This window comes from Protofrankia symbiont of Coriaria ruscifolia (assembly GCF_900634745.1).
Classification (GTDB): domain Bacteria; phylum Actinomycetota; class Actinomycetes; order Frankiales; family Frankiaceae; genus Protofrankia; species Protofrankia californiensis.
Genome location: NZ_CAAAFR010000032.1, coordinates 49,467 through 71,556, shown reverse-complemented (window position 1 = coordinate 71,556; position 22,090 = coordinate 49,467). Strand labels below are relative to the sequence as shown.

The window sequence follows — 22,090 nt, the reverse complement described above, 5'->3', positions numbered from 1 at the left end:
AGCAGACGCCGTCTGCGCTGCCGCGGCACCGGAGCGTCCGACTTCCGGGCGGCAGCAGGCTTGCGCGGCACGCCGGCCCGAGGCGATCTGAGTGAACGCGTGCGTGTCCCGGTTGGATCAGGCACCTGTGCCCGCGCCCCTTCCGTCATTTATTTTCCATCATTCACTTTCCATCATTGACTGACCTGAACGCCGCGGCACGGCTGAGCACGGCCACCGCCAGAACGCATCCGACAGCTCCGGATCCACCGGCCAGCCAGAGCGCCGGCCGAGCACCGTAGAACGTCCACACCGCTCCGAACCCGACGGAAGCCGCCAACTGGCCGAGCGTCACGCCGGTCTGCAGAAGCGCGATCCCGGTGGTCCGCGACCCGGGCGGGAGCAGCGCGCTCGCGGCCGCCGGCAGGATGCCGTCGGTCGCCGCATAAAAGGCCCCGAGCAGCGCCAGGCAACCGACCAGCGTGGCGACGCCCGGCCGCGGTACGAGGAGCACCAGGTAGACGGTGACCAACGCCGCATAACCTGTGATCAGCATCCGTGCGCGGCCGACCCGGTCGGCGATCCGTCCCAGCGGAACGGCCAGGCCGAGGTACACGCACGACGTCCCCGCCGCGAGCAGCGGGAAGTAGTACGCCGCGAGATCCACCTCCTGTTGGAGGCGAAGGTATATGAAACCATCACCGATCGCGCACAAAGACAGGACGACAGCCGCGATGACAAGCGTACGGTAGCCACTATCGGCCAGTAGAGCAACCGCGGCCCGTAGAGGACGCGTGGGATAACCGAGTAGGTCGTCTTCGTCCGGTGCGCCCGCCGGCGCCGGTACGGTGCCAGGTGCCACAGCGTCAGGTGCCACAGCGTCAGACAGCACCGGGTCAGACACCATCGGGTCACCGGTGGTGTCGCCATCGGGCACGACATCCGCCGTACCCGGTGGATGTCGCTCGACCAGAAGGACGATCACGGCGACGCCGATCAGCGCCACACACGCGCTCACGACGAAGACCAGGTCATACGAATCAGGTGACGCGGCCAGAAGCATAAAGGCGACGAACGGCCCGAGCATCGCACCGACCGTGTCCATCGCCCGGTGAACGCCGAAAACGAACCCGAGGTCGCTCTCCCGAGCGGCAAGTGACAGCAGGGCATCCCGCGGGGCTGTCCGCAGACCCTTGCCTATCCGGTCGCCGGCCAGCGACCCGGAGACCACCACCGGGGACGTGGCCCCCACCACCAGTGCGCCCTTTGCAAGGGCGGACATGGCGTACCCGACTGCGGCGACGTCACGGTGGCGCATCCATCGGTCGGACGCCAGGCCGCTCACCAGCCGTACGAGCACGCTCGCACCCTGATAGAAACCGTTCACCAGCCCGTACTGGAACGGGCTGAAGCCTAGCGTGCCCACCAGATAGAGCGGCAGGACGGCGGTGACCATCTCGGTCGACAGGTCGGTGAGGAGGCTGGTGAGGCCGAGCAGCAACACCGTGGAACCGACAGCCCGGCGGACCCGCCGAGCGGCCCCGCCCCTCTCGGCGTGAGCGAGGGTCGTCCCGTCCGCGGAAATGGCCGCCGGAGCGGTCCCGAATGCGCCTGACTGCGGGGGGTCTGATGGACGGTCACGCAAAGTCGTATACATGGCCTCCCCCCTCGCCACAGACAGGCTAGGCCATGCAATATCGATCTTTAACACCGCATGGAACACCGAAGCGGACGCCGCGTCACAGACGAGGGACCGGTGCGCACAACACCGGGCCTTTCCGATTCCCACCGACAGCGCGCCGTCTATCCGACCGCCGATCCACCGGGTCCGCCCAGGGCGTCACATCCGAAGTCTCAGGCGACCCGGGGACCTTGGTCTCCCATGCCTCGAACACGAAAGAAGCCAGAAAGAAGCATGGCCGCGCTGCCTTCGACCTTACTAGACACGCGAGAACACTTATCGTGATCGATTATATGCAAAAAGTTACACTTCCTCAAAGATTTCCTTTCTTAGTCAAATAGATGCGCAATCTAAGAACATCAGATACACAACGTCAATCAATCAAACCAACACATCAACAGCACTCTACGCAATATCATGATTACGCTTAGTAGGTATGGAGGAATGACGCTACTGTCATCGCGGGGAACCAAAGCCGTAATCACGGCTCAAGGAGGAGAATTCACAGTGGGCTCACATCGTCGTCTGGGCGGACGGTTCATGCCTCTACTCGCCGGAGCAGCTGTGGCAGCAGCCGGAGGGCTCGCCGGCTGTAAACCAACGGTCGATCCGGGGCTGACGTCAACACCCGCACCGTCGGTCTCCGTCAGTCTCGCCGCGACGCCCACCACCGATCCGTCCCCACAACCAGCCACACCACAGGCGGCAGCCACGGTGACTACGGCGACAGGCGCACCGAGCGTTTCAACAACGACCCAGCCCAGCGCTCAGGTCGTGGCGGCGCCCGCCGCACCCGCCACGTTCCCGAATGCCGGGAACACAGGGGTACCGGCCGGTGTGACGCTGATCGACTATACCGGCCCACGGGAGATCACCAAGGCCAACACCGTCATCCAGAACGTCCGGATCAAGGGCGGGAGCCGTATCATCATCTCCGCACCCGGAGTGGTGATCAGGAACAGCGTCATCTCGACCGGCGACACCTTCGGCGTCAGCGTGAACAACGACGATGTCCCCAACGCCTCGGTCGTGGTCGAGGATTCGGAGTTCGTGGGCAGCTACGATCCGAACCCGGCTGACGAGATGGCCATCCGGGGCAGGGGCTGGACGATCCGCCGAGTGGAGATCCGCGGCTTTCGTGACGGCGGCGGCATCGACGGCAACAACGTCATCGAGGACTCCTACATCCACGACTTCGTCGTCAGTTCGGCGTGCGAGCACGCCGACGGACTGCAGGGACTCGGCAACACCAGCAATATCACGATCAGGCACAACACGATCGACATGGCCCTGGACCACTGCATGGCGGGCGTGATCCAGCTCGGCACCGAGTTCGGCAGCAACCACAACGTGACTGTCGACGACAACTGGCTGGCCGGCGGATCGTGGATCTTCTACTCCAGTCTGCTTCCCGGCATTTCGAGCGACAATATCAAATTCACCAACAACCACCTCAGCAAAAAGTACTTCCCCAACTACGGGGTCTACGGCGTGTGCCACAACTGGATCGCCGGCATAGCCGGTGTCCAGTGGTCCGGCAACGTGGACGCCGACAGCGGAAAGGTTATTCAGGCACCGGTCACCTGAGACCGGAGGCGGATGTAATGCCGGACAGCGACCATTCATGAATACGGTGGCCCGGGGCGCGCCCCGGGCCACCGTATTCATGTCCGTACTTGTTCATGTCCGTACTTCCGTGCCGCTGCCGAGCACGGTTACCGGCGGTCCCACCGGCCGCTCACCACGGCGACCACACCGGCTCCCGCCAGCAGGGAGACCACGGCCGACGCCGCCACCTTCGTCCAGGCAGCCGGCCGTCGGCCCGCCCGCGGTCGCGTTCCCGCTTTCGCGTCAGCCCGGGCGACGCCCAACAAGTGATCATAGACGGCGACGTATCCGGGCGCCTGCAGACACCAGTCGAGAACCTCGGCAGCCCGCTCCCGACCCTTGCGGCCCAGCGTGCTACGGCGCTCGGGGTCGTCCAGGAGATCCGTGACAGCCCGGGCGAACCCCTCGAGGTCTCCCGGTTCGACGTAACAGGCCGCGTCACCGGCGGACACCCTGGTCTCGATGAGGTCGAAAGTGACGACCGGAACCCCGTAGGCCATGTACTCCATGGTCTTGTTCATCGTGGACACCTCGTTCAGCGGGTTCGCGGGGTCCGGACCGAGGCCGACCGCGGCGGTCCGCAGATACTTCTCAATCGTGGCGGCGTCCGCTCTGCCGGTGAAGGTCACGTAGTCGTCCAGGCCGAGCTCGGTGGACAGCACACGCAGATCCTCGAGGCAGTCACCGAAACCGAGCAGGGCGAGGTGGATATCCTCGCGGCCGTCCTTGTGGACGAGAATGTCGAGCACGTGCAGGACGGAATCAACGCCGTCCTGGGGGCCCATTACGCCGAGATAAACGATGAGGTGACGCCGTCCGCGACGCAGTTCCGGCGAGTCCACACCCGGCCGCATCCGATCGGTGTCCGGACCGCTGCGCACCACCGTCATGTCGTCACAGCCGCGCCCACCCCGCCCCATCGCCACCAGCCGGTAGGACTCGTTGGTCGAAATCACGTGGTCGGCAAAGCGGTAAGTGATGCCCTCAAGCAGGTAGAGGCCACGCAGCAGGAGGGGGGACGGGCGGTCGAATCGGGATCGGTAGACCTCCGGGCACAGATCGTGCTGATCGTAGACGAACTTCGCTCCGGCGAGCTTGTAGGGAGCGGCGAGCAGTGCATAGGTGTCCGGCGGGTTGCACGCCTGGATGACGTCGAAACCGATTTCGCGACGCACCCGGACGGACAGCCTGGCCGTCTTCAACCAGCACACGACGAATTCGGTCAGGTAGCCACGGACGCCGGGCTGGGTCGTCGGGGCGTCATACTTGTAAAGGCGGACGCCGTCGAGCTCCTGGTAACCGGGATCCTGTGGCCCCTTGGGACAGATAACCGAAACCGTGTAACCGGCCCGGACAAGCTCCTGGCATTCCAACCAGACCCGCCGGTCCAGCGGTACCGGCAGATTCTGCACGATAATCAGGACACGTTTGTTCACCTTCAGTCGCCCCCGGACGCCGGTGGCCCGGGCATCCGCCCGCCGCCACGCCTGGATTTCATGAACTTCCTCGTACCGAGCCGGTGGATCGGAGTCCCCGGTCAACCCGTGGTGGGCCATTTTCCGATGACAGGCGCCGGCGGATATCCCGGTTGCCATTCACGGCGGGCCTTCCAGACACCCACCCAGGCGTCAGCGGTCGGCACGGTCCGCCCTGATGCCGCTTTTGCCGCCTTCAGCCAGCGGGTGAGCACCGCCAGCGTCGCCCGTACGGCCACGCCAAGGGTCAGCAGGGCGAGCGCGCTCCGCCGACGCGCACCTGGCTCGAAGTGATCGCGTACGAACGTCACCTTCGCCCGCATCACCATGATCATTTTATCTGAGCGGCGAGCCGAGGACGCACCCACATGGTGGATGACGGTGGCGTCCGGAGTGATCACTGGGCGCCAGCCGGCGCGACGGGCCCGCACGCTGAGATCCGCGTCCTCCCCGTACATGAAATAACGGGGGTCGAAACCGCCGAGAGCGCCGAAAACCGACCGGCGGACCAGTAACAGGCAGCCAGTGACAACACCGACCTCGCGAACGCTGTCCCGACGCCACCGGCCCAGCGACTCCGGATCGAACAACGCCGAGCCCTTACGCCAGGTGCTCAGACCCAGGCCGAAACACACCAGGCTCCACAGCGTCGGAACACCCCAGCACGAGCTCGGGTCGAGCGTGCCGTCCGGTCGCAGCGTCCGGCCACCGTAGATGCCGTGTTCGGAGTGGGCCCGCGCGAACGCGAGCAGCGCACCGAGCGCGTCGTCCAGGACAACGGTGTCCGGGTTCAGCAACAGCAGATACTCACCTTTGGCGCGGTCCGTGGCGAGGTTGACGGCCCGCCCGAAACCGAGGTTGGTCCCGGACTCGACCACCTCGATGTCCGGGAAGGCGGCACGGATCCGCGCCGCGGAGGAGTCGGTCGACGCGTTGTCGACGACGATCACCTCATATGAGGTGTTCCGGGTCTGTTCACGCAGGGACTCCAGGCAGCCGACGGTGAGCTCCGCGGTGTTGTACGAGACGATCAGGACGGAAACCTCGACACCGCTCACTCCTGCTCACCCCGCTTTCCGACGACGCGCGCCGGCGCTCCCACCGCGATCGAGCCGGGTGGCAGCGACCGGGTCACCACGGAGCCCGCGCCTACGACGCAGCCGTCGCCGATCTCCACTCCGGCGGTGACGACCGCCCGGGCACCGAGCCAGACGTCACGGCCGATACGGACGTCGCGTTCACGCTTGGGCTGGTGCATGACCGGAACATCCGGGGCGATCTGGTAGTCGGAGGCCGTGACGAAGACCTCCGGACCGAACAGCGCATACTCTCCGATGTCGATGCGGCCGGCGTCGTTGCCCGCCCACAGGTAGCAACGTTCGCCGATGTGGGCGTGGTCGCCGATGCTGATCCGCTCGCCGTTGCGGATGGACACGTTGGGAGCCATCCGCACCCCCCGGCCGAGCGCGAGCCGTGCCTTCTGCCGGGTGTGGGAATAGGAATAGAAATGCAGGATACGGAACAGATGTGCGTAGGGGCGTGGGTCCAGTACGGACTTCAGGGCGTTGATCCGCCGCGCGACGACCGCGTTCCCGTCCACGGACGCGCTCATGCGGCCGTTCCGGTCACCCGGCTGCTGGCATCCCGTTCCCAGGTACCCAACTGCCCACGCCGCACCTTGCGCCGGGCCAGCAACTGGGCGGCGCCGGAGATGGCGACGTAGGCCGGAACAGCGGTGACCAGCGCCGGCTCGGCACTTACCACGGCAAGCCAGTCGGGCAGTCGACGGGCCCGCACCGGCGTCGCGGCGGCCGGAGCGAGGGCCAGCTGCCGCATCTGGATGTTGCCGGCGTATACCCGGATCTTGCGCAGCACCAGGTCACGGGCGGTACGTGCGGGACGGACGATGAACTCGGCCTCGTGAACGGTCCTGCGCTCGCCCGCCGCGAACCGGTGATATAGGAAGAAGTCGTCCGCGATCGCCTCCGGAAATCGGTCGAAACGGGCACGGCCCTGCTCGCTGACTCCCACCACACCGGAGCCGACGTGGTTGTCGCGGGCGTAGGGGAGCTTCAGCCAGATGCGGTAATAGTCCCGGACAGCCCGGCTCACGCCGGCCGTGGCGATCCGGATCCGCGGAGCGGCCGCAAGCACCCGGCCCTCCCGTAGCACCTCGGCCACCCGAAGAAGATCACTACCGCGGACCTCGATGTCAGCGTCCACATAGAAACGTGGGAAACCGGTCGTGGTCTCGTCACCGAGATTGAGGGCACCGGCTTTGCCCGGCCGGGGTGTCTCCACCACACGTGCCCCGGCTGCACGGGCAAGCTGCGCGGTGCGGTCGGTACAGCCGTTGCAGACGACGACGATATCGAGGTCCCCGGGGCGCACGCCGTCAGCGAGCCGCTCAAGGCAGCGGCCGATCACCGCCTCCTCATTGTGCGCGGGCACGACAACACTGGCGAGAACAGTCACGCAGCCACCTACCTAACCCCTGACCAAACCCTTGCGAAATACGCCTGCTGGGAACGAAATACGCCTGCTGGGACTACGCCTGCTGGGACGCTCAGTGCCCCGCCTGGCGGCGGGAACGCAGCGTCCGAGCAGCATCGATGAGCAGGGGTGGAGTCGCCCGGCGGGCGATATCCTGGGCGCGGGCCAGACCGCTGGGTCGAACCGCTTCACCGGGGCGTGCCTGGAACAACGTGGTGTGGTCCGGCGACACCTCGTCGGCCGGACGACCGTTGGTGTAGTAATACCAGGCCAGCGAACGCCGGGTGACGCCCTCGGGTGAACGCAACGGATCCGGATGACCGTGGTAGGAGTGGTCGGTGGTCGCGAAGACCACAAACCTGTTGAACAGCGGTGCAATACGGTGGACGGCCCTTGTCATTCCGCGGTCCCACAACTCCAGATGACCGCCCCAGGACTCGTCCCAGTCCTCGTTCAGGTACAGGAGGATGTTCAGCCGCCGGTCCACGCCAAGCCGGCGATGCCGATTGAAGTCCGCGTGCACCTTCAGGAAACCGCCACGGACGATCTGGTGCAGGCCGCCGCCGACGAGATGCGGGTCCGGCAGCAGACCCGAGATCCCGGTCAGGTCCTCAAGAAAGTCGAGAAAAGGACCGGAGTTGAACTGCTGAAGGACATGACGCAACGGCGTGGGCATGAGAACCTCGTCCGCCAGCGCGAGTTTGACCTCCTGGCTGGCGTCGAAACGCTGCCAGTCGGCGTCCCCCGGCTTCGGGAAGGCATTGACGACTTCATGCAGTATCTCGGCGGGCAGGAAATCGTCTATGACGACATGCCGGAAGGGCTGCGCCGTCTGAAAGGAGACACGGTACTTCTCCGCGAGCGGTTGAAGAGTCTCCCGGTCGAAATAGTAGTCGAACACAGTCTGCGGCAACGCAACCCCCCAAAACCGTGGGTAGCTCCGACAGCACCGCCGGAACAGCTACCCTTACTACACCCCGTGCGGTAGTGCACACTCCGTAAGGCAGTGCACCTGTACGTAGATGGCCCCACTTCAGCGCCCATACTGTAGACCATCCGGGTGCGACACCGGACACGGCGCATGCGGCAGAGGGTATCCATCGCACGTTCACCGACGGCACCGGACGCCGGTTCACCCACCGCAATGGCGCGCTTCACAGGGGGGAGTTGTCTGTCGATGACCATCGAAAACACAACGAGCAAAAAAACAGCAACCGGGAAACGGCCGCTACGCGTCCTCTACTCCTTCCCGCACACCCTCGGCCGACCGGGGATCTCCACGGCAGCATTTCACCAGGTCAGAAGCATGATCGATGCCGGTTTCGCGGTGACCGTGTACTGCACGAGCCTGGCCGCGGATCTCGACGGCGCGGCCGGTGTCGTCGAGACGATGGTCACCAGGGGCAGGCGGATTCCCCACCGGGCCATCGGTGTCCGCCGTGCCTACGGCTACCACGACAGGCGTACCGCCCGCGAACTCGCCACCCGCCCGTACGCCTATGACGTCGTGCACGCCTGGCCCCGCGGCTGCATCCACACGTTGCGGACAGCACACCGCATCGGTGTTCCCGGCCTCCGGGAAGTCTGCAGCCCACACAGCCGGTCCGCCTGTGGGCGGGCCGAACAGGAGGCCGCCGCATGCGGAATCCAGCTCCCCCGCGGGCACGCCCATCGCGGAACCACCGGCCACCTCCAGCGTGAGGACGCCGAGTACGACGCGGCAAGCACGCTGCTGTGCCCATCCGACTACGTCGTACAGACCTTCGTCGAGCACGGGGTCGCCGCCGACCGTCTGGTGCGGCACGCCTACGGCTACGACCCGACCCGTTTCTTTCCCACGGATCTCCCGCGCTCGCCGGGTCGTCCGTTCACCATGGTCTTCGCGGGACGGGGCGAGCCGAACAAGGGGCTGCACTACGCGCTGCGCGCGTGGCGGGACGCGGGCATCCCGGGCGAACTGCTCATCTGCGGTGTGATCATGCCCGAGTACCGCGCGAGCCTGGGTGAGCTGCTGCGTCTGCCCGGCGTCCGGGAACTCGGGTTCGTCGACGACCTCGGCGCACTCTTCCGGAGCGCGGACGCACTTGTGCTGCCCAGCGTCACCGAAGGAAGCGCACTCGTCACGCTGGAAGCTGCCGCTTGTGGCTGCGTCCCGGTGATTTCCGACGCCTGCGGAGCTCCGACCCGGCACCTGGTCGACGGGCTGGTCCACCGGGCGACGAACACCGCGGAGCTGGTCGAACACATCAAGCTGCTCGCCGAGGAGCCCGCGATGCTCACAAGGCTGCGGCAGAGTTGCCTGGACGCACGCGGCCAGCACACCTGGGACGCAGCAGGCATGCGCCTCGCCGAGGTCTACCGCACGGTGGCCCGTCCGCGACCTCCGCTCGGCGCCACCGTTGCCAACTGAGGGTCAGGGTTCTGACTGAGGGCCGGAGTCCCCGAGAGTCAGGGTGCGAGCTGAGGATCAGGCCTGACGGCGGGTTCGGCCGGTGGTGACGGTGACAGAGCCACCGGCCGAACTCCGGGCAGCAGGCGTGCGGCGTTGCCGGCGTACACCCGACGCAGCACCTCGGGGGAGAGATCGAGACCGTAGACGGCCCAGCGCCCTTGGGGCGGTGGAACCGACGGCGAATATGTGAAGTAGTCGTCGTCGGTCTCCAGGAGCCGGAAGAAGGCACGGTAGCCACCCGCGCTGGGAGGAAAGGTGTCCGTCCCGAACAGCACCCGGTCGGCGAAACGCTCGATGAACCGGCGGGCCACCCGCGGCTGGCGTCCCAGTTCGGCGGCGCGGGCCGAGATGTCGACGCACAGGTTCGGGTAGGAATCCAGCATCCGGGCGACCTCGCCGAGGTCCTCGGCCAGGCATCCGACGTGCGCCCCTACGAAGATCGTGCGAGGGTGGGCCGCCACCACCGACTCGAGCGCCTCAAGGAGCCGGGGCAGGCCCGGCCCGCGCAGGCCAGGCAGGGCGTTCAATCCGGTGGCCCGGGAGGCGGTCGGGTGACGGCGCAGCTCGTCGAGGCGTTCGTTGTGGCGATCGGGACGGTGGAAGAACGCCACGGGGTCACCGACGTGGATGAGAACCGGTAGTCCGAGCTGTGCGGCTGCCTCGAACACGTCGGAGAGCCTGGGATCGTCCGGCAGCACCAGGCGGCCCCGGCCGTCACGGACCCGCATCCCGAGGTCCTTCCACACCTTCAGCCCGCACGCACCGGCCCTCGCAGCGGCGTGTAACTGTGCAACCAGTTCCTCGGTCGGTCGCCGCGAACGCAGCAGCGTCCAGTCAAGGTGGCAGTAGGTGACGAATCTGCCGGGATGAGGCCGATCGTAGCGATCAAGATTGGCCTCCAGCTCCGCGCCCCACCGACCGTCCAGGTTGACGATGGTCGCGAGATTGAGCTCATCCATCATCGCCAGCAGCGCGCCGACGTCGTCGACCATCCAGGAGCCGTCCGAGCGCAACCAGCGGCCCAGGTGGTTGTGTGCGTCCACGGCGGGGAACGCGGCTCGGTGAATCTCGGAGCCGGGTACCCGCAGAGTCGGTCGGGGATCCCAACGCGACAACGGCGGGTCCGCGATACGCGCCCGGAGGAGAGCGACACCGGCTCTCTTGATGGCCCGCTGTGGATTCATAATCAGCCTTTCGAATGCGTGGCCGGGCGTGCCGCCCGCCATTGCCCGGCACGAACGAGCACACGCTCTGTCATCGGCAGAATGAACATGAAGCCGAGCACACCGAGCAGGAACACCATGCCGAGGGCGCGTTTGCTGTTGCCGGTTACCAGGGCGGCCCGGCCAGGCATCAGAGCAGGGACCGCCGTAAGACGGGCGTTCGAGCTCGGCGCGGCCGTCTCCTGGACGTCCTGGAGGGTCTCACCGACCTGCGTGACAAGCTCCCGCATCTTGGCAATCGCCACATCAGGGTCGCTGCTCCAGACGGTGACGATGACGGTCGGGGCATCCGGAGCCCCGGGATTCTCCGGAGTACCGATGGTCTCGGCCGCGACCACGTACTCGGCTCCCCGGGCCGCGTGATTGAGATCGACGACGAAGCCCCGGCCGTTGACCCGTTCGGCGACCACCCTCACGATCGTCTGATTGCTCAGGTTGAAGGCCTGGTAGGGGTTGGGCGCGCTCCCGGCCTGGGGAAACACCGCGAGCGCGGCGGTCGCCTCGTACGTGCCCCTGACCGACCGGACATGCAGCGCCCCGAAAACCACGAGCAGGCCGACGGCCACCACCACATACCACCGACGCACAGCCAGGGAGGGCAGGTTCCAGATCCCCGGATGCGGCAGGCTGACAACTGACCACGGCCGACTGACAGCCGGGTGCGCCGCGGACCTGTCGTCGATACGCCGCAGAGCCTCCAGCCGCATCAGCGCACCGACGCTTCCGATCAGCAGGAAGGCGGTCAGGAACACCATCGCGTAGCCGAGCGCGTCAAACGTGACAAAGGACGCCCCGACCGCGATGACGGAACCTGCCAGCGTCTGAGCGAGATTGCGCAGTTCGGGATCCTGGCTGTCACGCCGCAGGCGACGGGCCAGGACGAAGGTTCCGATGAACAACAGCAGCAGGACGCCGAGCCCGATGATACCGGTCTCGATCAGGTGCCCGAGGTATGCGTTGTCCAGCACCCGGTACTTCTCCGGCAGGAAGGTGCCGTAACCGCGCCCGAGCCAGAAGGAATGGTCGATGTAGACGCTCGCGGTGGCATAGTCGGCCGTCCGGCCGGCTGCGCTGTCGTCGTTACCGATGTTGAGAAACAGATCAAAGATCGTCCGCAGGGTTCCGGGGCTGGCCACCTGCATCGCGAGCAGGGCCACCGGGGACAGCAGCACGGCCCGCCGTCGCAGGCGCGCCGGCCAGGACGGCACCAGCACCAGCAGGGCGATACCGATGGTGAGAATGGCTGACCGCGACACCGACATCGGCAGGGTGAGACCGATCACGGCGACCTTGAACCACGCCCCCCGCCGCCCGTCCCGGGGTGCGTACAACGCGAAATGCAACGCGAGCGGCAGGATCGCCGCGAGGACGACCCCGAACTCGATCGGGTGGCTCGCCGTTCCGGCCACCCGGACCAGACCGTCACGCCCGGAGATGAAACTCTGGCTGCCACCGCTGAGACCGGGTATCCGGATGTAGGCGTTGATGTCGAAGTGAAAATAGAACTGGAGCAGCCCGAAAATCGCCAGCACCGTACCGGCGGTACACACCCGGCGGAGCAGGACGTCCAGACGTTCCCGGCTGGGAACGCCGTCGAGAATGGTGAACGCCAGGCCGAGCGCCGCGATGACCGTGAGCACCCCGCGGTCGGCCGCACGGATCTCCGCGCCGGAGATGGGCCGCGTCATGGCCGCCACATAACTGATGAGCACGGACAGACCGAACAGGGTCAGCAGGATCCGCATCCCCTGCCCTGATAGCGGTGGCCGCTGCCAGGGCACCAGCCGGATCGCGATGTACCAGACGAACAGCAGCATCCCGAGCAACAACGCCGGGTTGCCGGCGGCTCCCAGCGGCGCGAACCGCATCCGCGCCGGGATAATGATCATCAGTATCAGCAGGGCGGTGACCGCGACCACCGCATCCCCGCGGCGTAACAGCTGCAGCCGCAGGTCCGCCGCTTCCGGAGCCGACAGCGACACCCGCCGCGGCGTGATGAAGATCCCCGCACTGCCGAGCGTCCTCTCGATCGAGGACGTCATCGCTTCGGAAGCATCCGACGGCTGAACTCGCTGGTTTCCAGCTCCACAAACCCGTCCCAGTCGGCCTCGTGACCTGCCGAACCGGTTGCCTGCCGACGACCGGTGGTGCCCGATGTGGTGGACGTCCGCACCGGCTGGAACTCCGCGCCGGCCACCGGCTCCGACGGGTCCGACGGGTCCGAGCGGAACGCGCGGCCGACCGTGGTCCTGACCGTCGGCTGCTCGTTGTAACGTGACTCGCGGACCTCCACCGAGGATTCCGCACCGACCGGAGTCTGCGCACCGGCATCGGGATCCCCGGACCGCCGACGAGCTCGCCGGAATGCCGCCCCCTCGACCGCGAACGCGGTGAGCATCGGCACCACCAACGTCACCGCCGCGCCCCCCGCAATCGCCTTCTTCTTGGCGGAGCTGCTGCGTTCCGGCTTCAAATCCGACACCACCGTGGCCGTGATCAGCACATCCGCCGGGGCACGGGCCTTGGTCTGTTGGTCCTTCAACTCACTCTTCAACAGTTCGATCAACCCGTCCATGGTGCGGGCCGCCACCGCCGGATCGGTGTCCTTGGCCTCCATCACCAGCAGCGGCGCCCCCGGGGCCGTCGGATCCGGCCCGACCGTGTAGGTGGCCGTTGCCCCGGAATCGACCAGTTTCTGCACGGCGTCCTCGTCCGTGAGAATGCGCATGAGCACCGTGGCGGTAGCCGAGAGATTACCGCTGAACGCCAGGAACGGGTTGGACGCGGTCGGCTCGTTCGCCAGCTTCACCGACGGTGAGAGCAGCACGACCGTCGCCTTGCTGGTGTAACTGTACGGCGTCACACGCGCCACAAAACCGGCGGTTACGGTGAAAAATACAAAAAGTGGCAGCACCACATACCAGCGACGCGTGAGTACATAGAAAGAATCTCGCAGATACACGTCCCAACCCCCCGGCGGCGAACGTCTGTCGGCGGGTCAGCCGCCATAGGACACCGGAACGGCCGGCGTCGAACCGACAAATCGTGACACACGCGAAGTACCCCACCTCGATGCCACCACGGCGCTCGACGCCCGGTAGCGGCCCGACCGGAGCCACGAAAAGATCATCACCGACACCCGCGAGATCCGCGAGATCCGCGAGATCCGGAGGCAGCCGGTTTCACCGGGGAGGTACACATGTGTACTTTAACGCGCCACCTTGCCTGGTTCCGCGAGATCATCGTCATTCTTGCGTTGGACATAGTCCCGCGAGGGCCGCGGTTTCGATATCGGCCGGCCGATGTTCATAGGTCCGCCCGCACGTACAGGACAGTTCGTCGTCGAGCCGCTCACCGCACGCACACACCCAGCCGACCTGCCGCGCGGGATTACCCACCACCAGCGCATGCGCCGCGACATCACGGATGACCACGGCACCGGCCGCCACGAAGCAGTATTCACCCAGCGTGGTGCCGCATACGATCGTGGCGTTCGCTCCGATCGTGGCTCCCCGGCGTACCAGGGTGCGGTCGAGGCGGTCGGGGCCTTTCTTCACCTCGGCCCGCGGGTTCATGTCGTTGGTGAAGATCATATTAGGGCCGAGGAAGGCATCGTCCTCGACCGTCACGAGATCCCAGATCAGGACCGCGTTCTTGATGGTCACCCGGTCGCCCACCACCGCGCCGGACTCCACGAACGCATGGTCGCAGACATTGCAGTCCCGGCCGATCCGGGCACCGGGCATGACGTGCGCGAACGCCCAGATTCTCGTGCCGGCGCCGACGTGGTCGCTTTCGCACAGTCCCCGGGGGTGGACGAAGACGGCCCCGGAGCCGCTTGTCGTGCCGACCGTCGCACGGCTCGTCGCGGCGGTCACCGCAGGGCCCGCCGCAGCTCGTCAGCGACCCGCGACTGCTGGTCGGCGGTGATCTGGGGGTACAGGGGCAGCGACAGAATGCGCTCCGCGGCCCGCTCACTCACCGGGAAGGCCCCGAGGGCGTACCCGAGGTCAACGAACGCCTCCTGGCGGTGCACGGGAATCGGATAATGGATACCGGCTCCGATACCGGCGCCGTGCAGCCTTTCCAACACGGTGTCCCGGTTGTCCACCTCGATGACGTACAGGTGCCAGACGTGCGTGTTTCCGGGCAGGATCACCGGCCGGGTGACCGCCCCGGCATCGGCCAGGTCCGCCAGGAACTCGTCGTAACGGGCCGCGGCGTCGACACGGGCGGTGTTCCAGGCGGCCAGCCGTGCGAGCTTCGCCCGTAGCACCACGGCCTGGAGCGTGTCCAGGCGGGAGTTGACCCCGAGCCTGCTGTGCACGTACTTGCGGTCGCTACCGTGGCTGCCGATCGTGCGGGCCGCCGCGGCGACCTGCGCGGACGACGTCAGCACGGCACCAGCGTCGCCGTAGGCACCGAGATTCTTACCGGGGTAGAAGCTCGTTCCCGCGACCGCACCGAACGTACCCGCGTGCCTGCCGTGCCGGGTGGCGCCCTGCGACTGGGCGGCGTCCTCGACCACCGCCACCCCGGCCGCGGCGGCCGCCGGCAGCAGTTCCTCGACCGGCGCAACCTGGCCGTACAGATGCACGGGGATCACGGCCCTGGTCCGTGGCCCGATCGCCGCGACGGCGGCACCGGAATCGATCAGATAGGTGGCCGGGTCGACGTCCACGAGCACCGGGCGGGCACCCGCGCGAACCACGGCCTCAGCGGTGGCGATGAAGGTGTTGGCAGGCAGGACCACCTCGTCGCCGGCGCCGATCCGCAGCGCGCGAAGCGCGATCTCCAGGGCGTCGGTGCCGTTTCCGACGCCCACGCAGTGGCCGACACCGAGGAAGTCTGCGTACTCCTGTTCGAAAAGGGCGACCGGCTTGCCCCCGATGAACGCACCCGTTCGCATGACCTCAGTCAGAGCGGGTTCGATCTCGGCGGCGATCTCCCGATGCTGGGCTGGGAGGTCCACCAGAGGAATATGGGTCATCGTCGTCCTCACAGTTGTCAGAAGTCGGTGGGCGCGGAAACCTCCGGCCACGCGGCAATCCGGCCAGCACAGTAGTTGCCACCGGGAGCGGGCGGTCCGGTTCCGGTTCCGGTTCCGGGCTACTCGACGCCGGCTTCGGAAGGAGCGCCGCGGAAGTCCTCGCGCGGTGCACCGCCGAAGACGCTGACCAGCGCGGGCCCAGCCGGCCCGGCGGGCTCGGCGGGCTCGGCCAGTTCGGACGCCTGCGAGGACTGCGCTGCGACACCGCGCAGCTCTCGCAGCAGCACCCGTTCGACGGCCGCGCCCGCGGCGTCCCACGGCAGATCCGCCACACCGGCCGCCGCGGCCCGCGCACGTTCCTCCCGCTGCCCGGGCGGGGTCGCGCTGACCACGTCGGACAGGGCGGCGGCAAGCTCACCGGGAGTGGGCTGGGCATAGCGGACATACGGGTTGTCCAGCACCAACCGGTTGTGCCGGGCGTCGTTGACAACGGGTATACAGCCGGCGGCCAGCAACTCGAACGGGATGAGCGAGATGTTCGTGACCGACAGGCACAGCCCCGCCAGGCACCGGTTGTACAGGGCGTTCAGCTCGGACGGAGTGATGACGCCGTGCCGTTGCGCCGGGAAGGGCAGCGCTCCCACGTTCTCGCCGAACAGATGGATCGGCACGTCCGGATGGCGCCGGTGGAATTCCTCCAGCGCCAGCAGGCCGAGCGAGTAGGCACGCCGTGGTGTGCTCGGCTTGGCGTAGAAGACCACACCGTCCCGGACGGGCCGCTGCGCACCCGCATCCACCCGGTACATGTCCGTGTCCGCGCCGAACTCGAAGTAGTCACACGGCATCCCGTATTCGACGGCCAGTTTCTCCGCCAGCCAGCGGCCGGCGGTGATGCCGTGGAAGCCGAAGCGGAACGTGTTCTCGGCCAGCAAACTCTCGCTACCGGCCGGGTAGAACAGCGGTTCGAAGTCCTGGACGCAGTAGAACCGGCGGCCCGGGGTCCGCGGATCGGCCACGACATAGGCCGACTGCCACGAGGTCGCGAAGACGGCGTCACACGGCTGCATCGGACTGGTCGCGTCGGCGACCTCCGCGCGGATCTGCGGCCAGTAGCCACGGAAAACCTCGGTATGGGTGCGTATGTCGCCGGCGTACCGGTCGTAGAAGTACAGCCGGCAGGTGTGACCGGAGCGCTCCAGATGTTCGACCAGCCGCAGCAGGGTGGTGTGCCCGCCGGAACCCGGCGGCGGCGGAGTCATCACCCAGTTGACGACCAGGGAGGCATCCCCGCGCGCAGCGGCGGGGAGCACCGGGCGGCCGGTCCCCGCGATCGCAGCCGCCGACGGCTCGGACGCCCGCGGCTCGGGCGCCGACGCCCCTGCCAGGGTCGACGCTGTCGCCCCTGGCGACCGTAAGGACGCGGAATGCTCCGCCCTGGACGGCATCGGCGTCAACGGACCTGCCCGCAGTACCTCCTGCGCGCGAACCGGCAACGTGCTCGACGGGTCGTCCAGGCGCCGGGACGCCGCACGCAGCGCGCGCCCGGCGAGCCCGCGCGTACCGTCTTCGCGTATCACCCGGGCGATCTGCCCCGCGCGGCGTACGACCTTGCCACGCGCGGCATGCCAGTTCCTGACCGAATCGTTCATGGCTCCCCCATGCCGTGCCCGCACCCCCGTAGATGATGGCGTGCCCGCGCGGGCAGCTCCGCACAGGGTCCGGCGAATCCGTGGAATCCCTCAATCGCTCCAACGGGCACGGCAGGGCTCCAACCTGCGCCAACCGGACATGACGGTAGATGTCGTCGGGAGTGCTAAAGTGCGTCCGGGTTCAAGGCGTGTCCGTCTTACTGTCATGTCACCAGGGGACCAAAGGCAACGCGATCATGTTTTTCTCGCACTCGGGGTTCCCGCCGGATCCGAGAAGTCCGGAAGCCGATCTGCGGAGACCCAGGTCCCCAGGTCACTATTGCGGATCTTCCGGATCGGTTCCACGGACGCGGCAGGGATCCCGGCGGCAGGAGACCCGGGCACGGGCCATGATCTAACCGTCTTCGGCCGGTTCAGCTGTTGCCTGGAGCCGGACACTCGCCGCGTCGACACCAACGGGGGGTAGCGGTAGATGAGCAGATGTGTTCCGGCCGGAACATTGAATCGACGTCCGACGGTCTCCGTCGTGGTGCCGTGTTATAATTATGCGCGCTATCTTGTGGAATGCGTTGAGACAGTCCTCTCACAGGAGGATGTCGACCCGGAAGTCATCATTGTCGACGATGCCTCGACCGACGCCAGCGCCACCGTTGCGGAAGCGCTGGCAACCGCCGACAACAGGGTCCGCGTCATCCGGCATCCGACCAACCGCGGTCACATCGCGACCTACAACGACGGTCTGGCCGAGGCAACCGGCGACTACGTGGTCCTGCTGTCCGCGGACGACCTGCTGCTACCTGGTTCGCTGGCCAGGGCCACCGCCCTGCTTGATGCAAACCCCTCCGTCGGCATGGTCTACGGCCACCCGACCCACCTGTACGAGGGCACGAAGCCGAAACCGCCGCGCACCCGCGTCCGGAACTGGACCATCTGGAGCGGGCCGGAGTGGATCCGGCTACGTTGCCGGGCAGGCATCAACTGCATCTTCAATCCCGAAGTGGTGCTGCGGACGTCGGTACAGCGCGAGATCGGCGGATACCGGTCCGATCTTCCACATTCGGGTGACCTGGAAATGTGGATGCGGGCGGCCTCCGTGGCGGATGTCGGCCGGGTCAACGGTGCCGACCAGGCCTATTACCGGGTACACGCGGCCAGTATGCAACGCACCGTGTATGCCGGGCACCTGACCGATCTACAGGCCCGCTGGGACGCCTTCCGGGTCGTCCTCACCGAACACGCCGAAGGCATACCGGGATCCGGCGAGATGCTGGCGACGGTTCAGCGCACGCTGGCGAACGAAGCACTCGGCCAGATCTCCCGGATCTACTCGGACGGCCGGGAGGACCCCGACGCCGACCTCGTCGACTCCTATCTGCAGTTCGCCCGGGAACTCTATCCGGACACACCGGCGCTGAGCGCGTGGCGGACGATCCCCGTGGCACGTCGAACCGGGGAACACAGGTCCGCCGTGGCGGCGCTCAACGCCTACCGCACGATCGAGGACAAGATTCGCTGGCGGCGATGGCGCTGGAACGGCGTGTGATCACATGGCACGCACCGGTACGGCCGGCAGCCACGCGCCATGACCTCTGGCGCCATGCGTCCCGGTCACAAAGTCACCTGGACAGGTGACGATCCGCCGATCGGGGATTCGCCTGTCGAGCAGACCACTTTGCGGTTGAGGAGGATTCCGCTTCCCAGCTCCCCGGCGGGTGGCGGTAGCGCGACCGGCGGCGCGGACGGCACCGACCCTGCGACGGATGGCACGGACCCTGCGACCGGCGGCACGGAAAATCTTGACCAACTGGTCCGTCGCGGCGCGATGTGGACCATGCTCAACGTGGCGCTGTCCCGGTTCGGCCAGTTCGGGGTCGGTATCCTTGTCGCCCGCATGGTGGCCCCGGAGGACTTCGGTGTCTTCGCCGTCGCCCTGACCGTCCTTTCGATCGTCATCAACGTCAGCGAGCTCGGAGTCAGCGCGGCACTCGTCCGTGGCAGCCGTGAGGAGTGCCGCCGGATCGCACCGACCGTGGCGACCATCTCCATCGGCACCGCGGCCGTGCTGAGCGCGGTCATGGTGGGTACGGCGGACGTGTTCGCCCGGGCGCTCGGATCAGCCCAGGCCGCGGAAGCCGTACGGGTACTGTCCATCACTGTTCTAGTCGCCGGTTTCGGTGCGGTGCCCTCGGCCCTGCTCAAGCGGGACTTCGCTCAGGACAAGCAGTTCATGGCCGACTCCGCGAACACCGTCGTGTCCGCGGTCGTCGTCGTCCTTCTCGCCGTGACCGGCTGGGGTGCGATGGCGCTGGCCTGGTCCCGGGTCGCCGGCCAGGTCGTCTCGATCGTGCTATTGCGGCGCTTCACCCCCGAGCATGTCCGGCCGGGGTTCAGCCGGACGGAGGCCCGCCGGCTGCTCGCGTTCGGGCTTCCGCTCACAGGTGCCAACGTCGTCGCATTCACCCTGCTCAACGTCGACTACATCGTGATCGGAAGGCTTCTCGGCGCCGTCCAGCTCGGCCTGTACATGCTCGCCTTCAACATGTCCGGCTGGCCGATCAACGTCTTCAGCGCCGTGGTGCGGGCCGTGTCCATGCCGGCGTTCGCCCGGGTCAGCGAGGACCGCGAGCAGCTCCCGACCCGGTTCGCCGCCGCGGCGTCCATGGTCGCGACGATCACGATACCGGTATGCCTGATCATGGGCGGTGTGGCCGGACCGATCGTCGCCGTGGTCTACGGATCGAAGTGGCAGGCGGCCGCCGGCGCGCTCGCGGGTCTTGCGATCTTCGGCGCCGCCCGCACGATGGTCGAGCTGTTGTCGGACTTCCTGGTCGCGCTCGGTAGAACCCGAGCGATCTTCATCATCCAGGTGGTGTGGATCGCGGCCCTCATCCCGACTATGATCATCGGAGTCAGGCGCGACGGGATCGTGGGCGCGGGCACGGCCCACGCGGTGGTCATCGTCGGGGTCACGCTACCGATATACGTGCTGGCACTGCGCCCCTTCCGGATCACCCCCTGGCTGCTGGCACGGGCGATCGGTCCACAGGTGCTGGCCGCCGGCGCGGCCGGCACGGTGTCCTGGCTCGTCGCCTCGGCTGTCGCTCCCGTCTGGCTCGCGCTCCCGGCCGCGTCGGCAGCCGGGTTCGTGGTCTTCGCCGGATGTCAGTGGTCACAGATCGTCCGCGTCATCGGGCGGCTGCGGTCCCGGCGGGATGGACGAGACGGTGGCGACGCGGCCCCGCCGGATCCCGCCCCCGCCGCCACCGGTGTGGATGTCTCCGAACACCGTCCGGTCGCCACCGCGCCCGCGCGCACCACTTCCGGCCGCCACCGCGCTCCCCGCGGAGGGTCGCATGGTCCCACCGCGTGGCTGGACGGCGTCCGGGGGCTGGCCGCGATGTACGTGGTTCTCCACCATTGCTGGCTGGCGGTCTTCCCCTCCTACCCGAGGAACAGCGGTCCGTGGTTCGTCGGGTGGATGCTCCACGGCCAGCTCGCGGTCGTGGTCTTCATCGTTGTCTCGGGCTACTCCCTCAGCCTCTCCCCCGCGCGCAACGCGCACCGGCTCAGGGGCGGCTGGCGTACCTTCGCCCGCCGGCGGGCCTGGCGGATCCTCCCTCCCTATTGGGTCGCGCTCGTGATCTCGATGCCGGTCGCGCTGTGGGTCAGCCACAATGTCAGCAGCGTCCGGACCGGGATCCGGGCATTCATCGTCCACGTATTCATGCTGCAGGACATCGTAGGCACCGAACGGCCCAATGGGACATTTTGGTCTATTGCGGTCGAATCATGGATCTATGTTCTCTTCCCGATCCTGCTCCTGCTCCGACGGCGGGCAGGCTCGGTGGTCACGGTCACCGCCACCGTCATCGCGGTGTGCGGCCTGGAGATCGTGGCACTGCATGTTCCGGAATTCGCGCGGTATGAGCATCTCAGCCCGCAGATGCTCGCCTGTTTCGCGTTGGGCATGCTCGCCGCCGACTCGGGGCGGGCGCCGACGATCCGAGGCCGCCGCGTCCCGCTGCTCGCGCTCACCGGTCTGCTGATCGCGGGTTGCGTGGTGGTGTTCGCGGTGCTGGGTTCCGAACGGGTTGTCGCCGACTACTTCTGGGTCGGCATCATCGTCGGCGGCATCACAGCCGTGGCATTTCGCGGCATTGCGACCGCGCCGGCATCCCGGGTCCGTGACCTGCTGGCCTCCCGGCCGTTCACCGCCGTCGGGCTGTTCGCCTTCTCCATCTATCTGATCCACCCGCTCGTGCTGGAAGTGCTCTGGCTCGAACTGATCCAGCATGTGGCCACGGGAATGACGGGACTGGTCACACTGCTGGCCGTGACGATCCCGGCCGTTCTCGCCGTGTGCTTCGGGTTCTTCAAGCTGTTCGAGGAACCCTTCATCCACGCCCGTTCCTGGGCGGATGTGCGCAACCGCGGAAAGTCCAGGGAGCCGGGGCCCGCCAGGCTTGTCCCGCCTCAGGCGAGCCCCACCACCGCGGTGACCATCCCCGTCAGCAACCCCGCACTGGAGGGTCGCTGACGG

General features: G+C 67.2%; 16 protein-coding genes. 4 read left to right on the top strand and 12 right to left on the bottom strand.

Annotation, left to right across the window (positions count from 1 at the left end):
• Positions 1 to 163: 163 nt before the first annotated feature.
• Positions 164 to 1,636, bottom strand: coding sequence for an MFS transporter (locus CV1CTNOD_RS03810; RefSeq protein ID WP_131784772.1), 1,473 nt, complete (start codon positions 1,634 to 1,636; stop codon positions 164 to 166).
• Between the two features lie 531 nt (positions 1,637 to 2,167).
• Between CV1CTNOD_RS03810 and CV1CTNOD_RS03805 the strand changes: the two genes are divergently transcribed.
• Positions 2,168 to 3,247 (top strand): hypothetical protein, encoded by a 1,080-nt coding sequence (locus tag CV1CTNOD_RS03805; protein ID WP_131784771.1) that lies wholly within the window; start codon positions 2,168 to 2,170, stop codon positions 3,245 to 3,247.
• 128 nt (positions 3,248 to 3,375) lie between these two features.
• Here the strand turns inward: CV1CTNOD_RS03805 and CV1CTNOD_RS03800 are convergent, their stop codons facing one another.
• From CV1CTNOD_RS03800 to CV1CTNOD_RS03780, 5 genes are all read right to left on the bottom strand, one after another.
• On the bottom strand, positions 3,376 to 4,863 hold the full coding sequence (locus CV1CTNOD_RS03800) for a glycosyltransferase family 4 protein (RefSeq protein ID WP_242606341.1): 1,488 nt from the start codon (positions 4,861 to 4,863) through the stop codon (positions 3,376 to 3,378).
• Positions 4,806 to 5,801 carry a glycosyltransferase family 2 protein gene (locus CV1CTNOD_RS03795; protein WP_207386164.1) on the bottom strand — a complete coding sequence of 332 codons (996 nt, stop codon included), beginning with the start codon at positions 5,799 to 5,801 and terminating at the stop codon, positions 4,806 to 4,808. The genes CV1CTNOD_RS03800 and CV1CTNOD_RS03795 overlap by 58 nt, the downstream gene beginning before the upstream one ends.
• Positions 5,798 to 6,355, bottom strand: a complete 558-nt coding sequence (locus CV1CTNOD_RS27255) for an acyltransferase (protein ID WP_131784770.1) — start codon at positions 6,353 to 6,355, stop codon at positions 5,798 to 5,800. The genes CV1CTNOD_RS03795 and CV1CTNOD_RS27255 overlap by 4 nt, the downstream gene beginning before the upstream one ends.
• Positions 6,352 to 7,218 carry a glycosyltransferase gene (locus CV1CTNOD_RS03785; RefSeq protein ID WP_131784769.1) on the bottom strand — a complete coding sequence of 289 codons (867 nt, stop codon included), beginning with the start codon at positions 7,216 to 7,218 and terminating at the stop codon, positions 6,352 to 6,354. The genes CV1CTNOD_RS27255 and CV1CTNOD_RS03785 overlap by 4 nt, the downstream gene beginning before the upstream one ends.
• 91 nt (positions 7,219 to 7,309) lie before the next feature.
• The gene (locus CV1CTNOD_RS03780) at positions 7,310 to 8,149 is read right to left on the bottom strand and encodes a 2OG-Fe(II) oxygenase (RefSeq protein WP_131784768.1); all 840 of its coding nucleotides are present in this window, start codon (positions 8,147 to 8,149) and stop codon (positions 7,310 to 7,312) included.
• 264 nt (positions 8,150 to 8,413) lie between these two features.
• Between CV1CTNOD_RS03780 and CV1CTNOD_RS03775 the strand changes: the two genes are divergently transcribed.
• Complete coding sequence (locus tag CV1CTNOD_RS03775) at positions 8,414 to 9,646, top strand: glycosyltransferase family 4 protein (protein WP_165485300.1); 1,233 nt, start codon at positions 8,414 to 8,416, stop codon at positions 9,644 to 9,646.
• Positions 9,647 to 9,684: 38 nt separating this feature from the next.
• On the opposite strand, the gene CV1CTNOD_RS03770 is transcribed toward CV1CTNOD_RS03775, so the two are convergent.
• From CV1CTNOD_RS03770 to CV1CTNOD_RS03745, 6 genes are all read right to left on the bottom strand, one after another.
• On the bottom strand, positions 9,685 to 10,731 hold the full coding sequence (locus tag CV1CTNOD_RS03770) for an amidohydrolase family protein (RefSeq protein WP_242606340.1): 1,047 nt from the start codon (positions 10,729 to 10,731) through the stop codon (positions 9,685 to 9,687).
• Between the two features lie 143 nt (positions 10,732 to 10,874).
• Positions 10,875 to 12,953 (bottom strand): O-antigen ligase family protein, encoded by a 2,079-nt coding sequence (locus CV1CTNOD_RS03765; RefSeq protein ID WP_131784765.1) that lies wholly within the window; start codon positions 12,951 to 12,953, stop codon positions 10,875 to 10,877.
• On the bottom strand, positions 12,950 to 13,774 hold the full coding sequence (locus CV1CTNOD_RS03760) for a hypothetical protein (RefSeq protein ID WP_131784764.1): 825 nt from the start codon (positions 13,772 to 13,774) through the stop codon (positions 12,950 to 12,952). The genes CV1CTNOD_RS03765 and CV1CTNOD_RS03760 overlap by 4 nt, the downstream gene beginning before the upstream one ends.
• A gap of 382 nt (positions 13,775 to 14,156) precedes the next feature.
• On the bottom strand, positions 14,157 to 14,789 hold the full coding sequence (locus CV1CTNOD_RS03755; protein ID WP_131784763.1) for an acyltransferase: 633 nt from the start codon (positions 14,787 to 14,789) through the stop codon (positions 14,157 to 14,159).
• On the bottom strand, positions 14,786 to 15,901 hold the full coding sequence (locus CV1CTNOD_RS03750; RefSeq protein WP_131784762.1) for a DegT/DnrJ/EryC1/StrS family aminotransferase: 1,116 nt from the start codon (positions 15,899 to 15,901) through the stop codon (positions 14,786 to 14,788). The genes CV1CTNOD_RS03755 and CV1CTNOD_RS03750 overlap by 4 nt, the downstream gene beginning before the upstream one ends.
• 119 nt (positions 15,902 to 16,020) lie before the next feature.
• A complete protein-coding gene (locus CV1CTNOD_RS03745; protein WP_131784761.1) occupies positions 16,021 to 17,550 on the bottom strand; it encodes a glycosyltransferase family 1 protein in 1,530 nt (509 codons plus the stop codon).
• 472 nt (positions 17,551 to 18,022) lie between these two features.
• Here CV1CTNOD_RS03745 and CV1CTNOD_RS03740 point away from each other — a divergent pair, with 472 nt between their 5' ends.
• The gene (locus tag CV1CTNOD_RS03740) at positions 18,023 to 19,093 is read left to right on the top strand and encodes a glycosyltransferase family 2 protein (RefSeq protein WP_131784760.1); all 1,071 of its coding nucleotides are present in this window, start codon (positions 18,023 to 18,025) and stop codon (positions 19,091 to 19,093) included.
• A 54-nt stretch (positions 19,094 to 19,147) separates the two neighbouring features.
• Positions 19,148 to 22,087 (top strand): oligosaccharide flippase family protein, encoded by a 2,940-nt coding sequence (locus CV1CTNOD_RS03735; RefSeq protein ID WP_207386163.1) that lies wholly within the window; start codon positions 19,148 to 19,150, stop codon positions 22,085 to 22,087.
• The last annotated feature ends 3 nt before the right edge of the window (positions 22,088 to 22,090 follow it).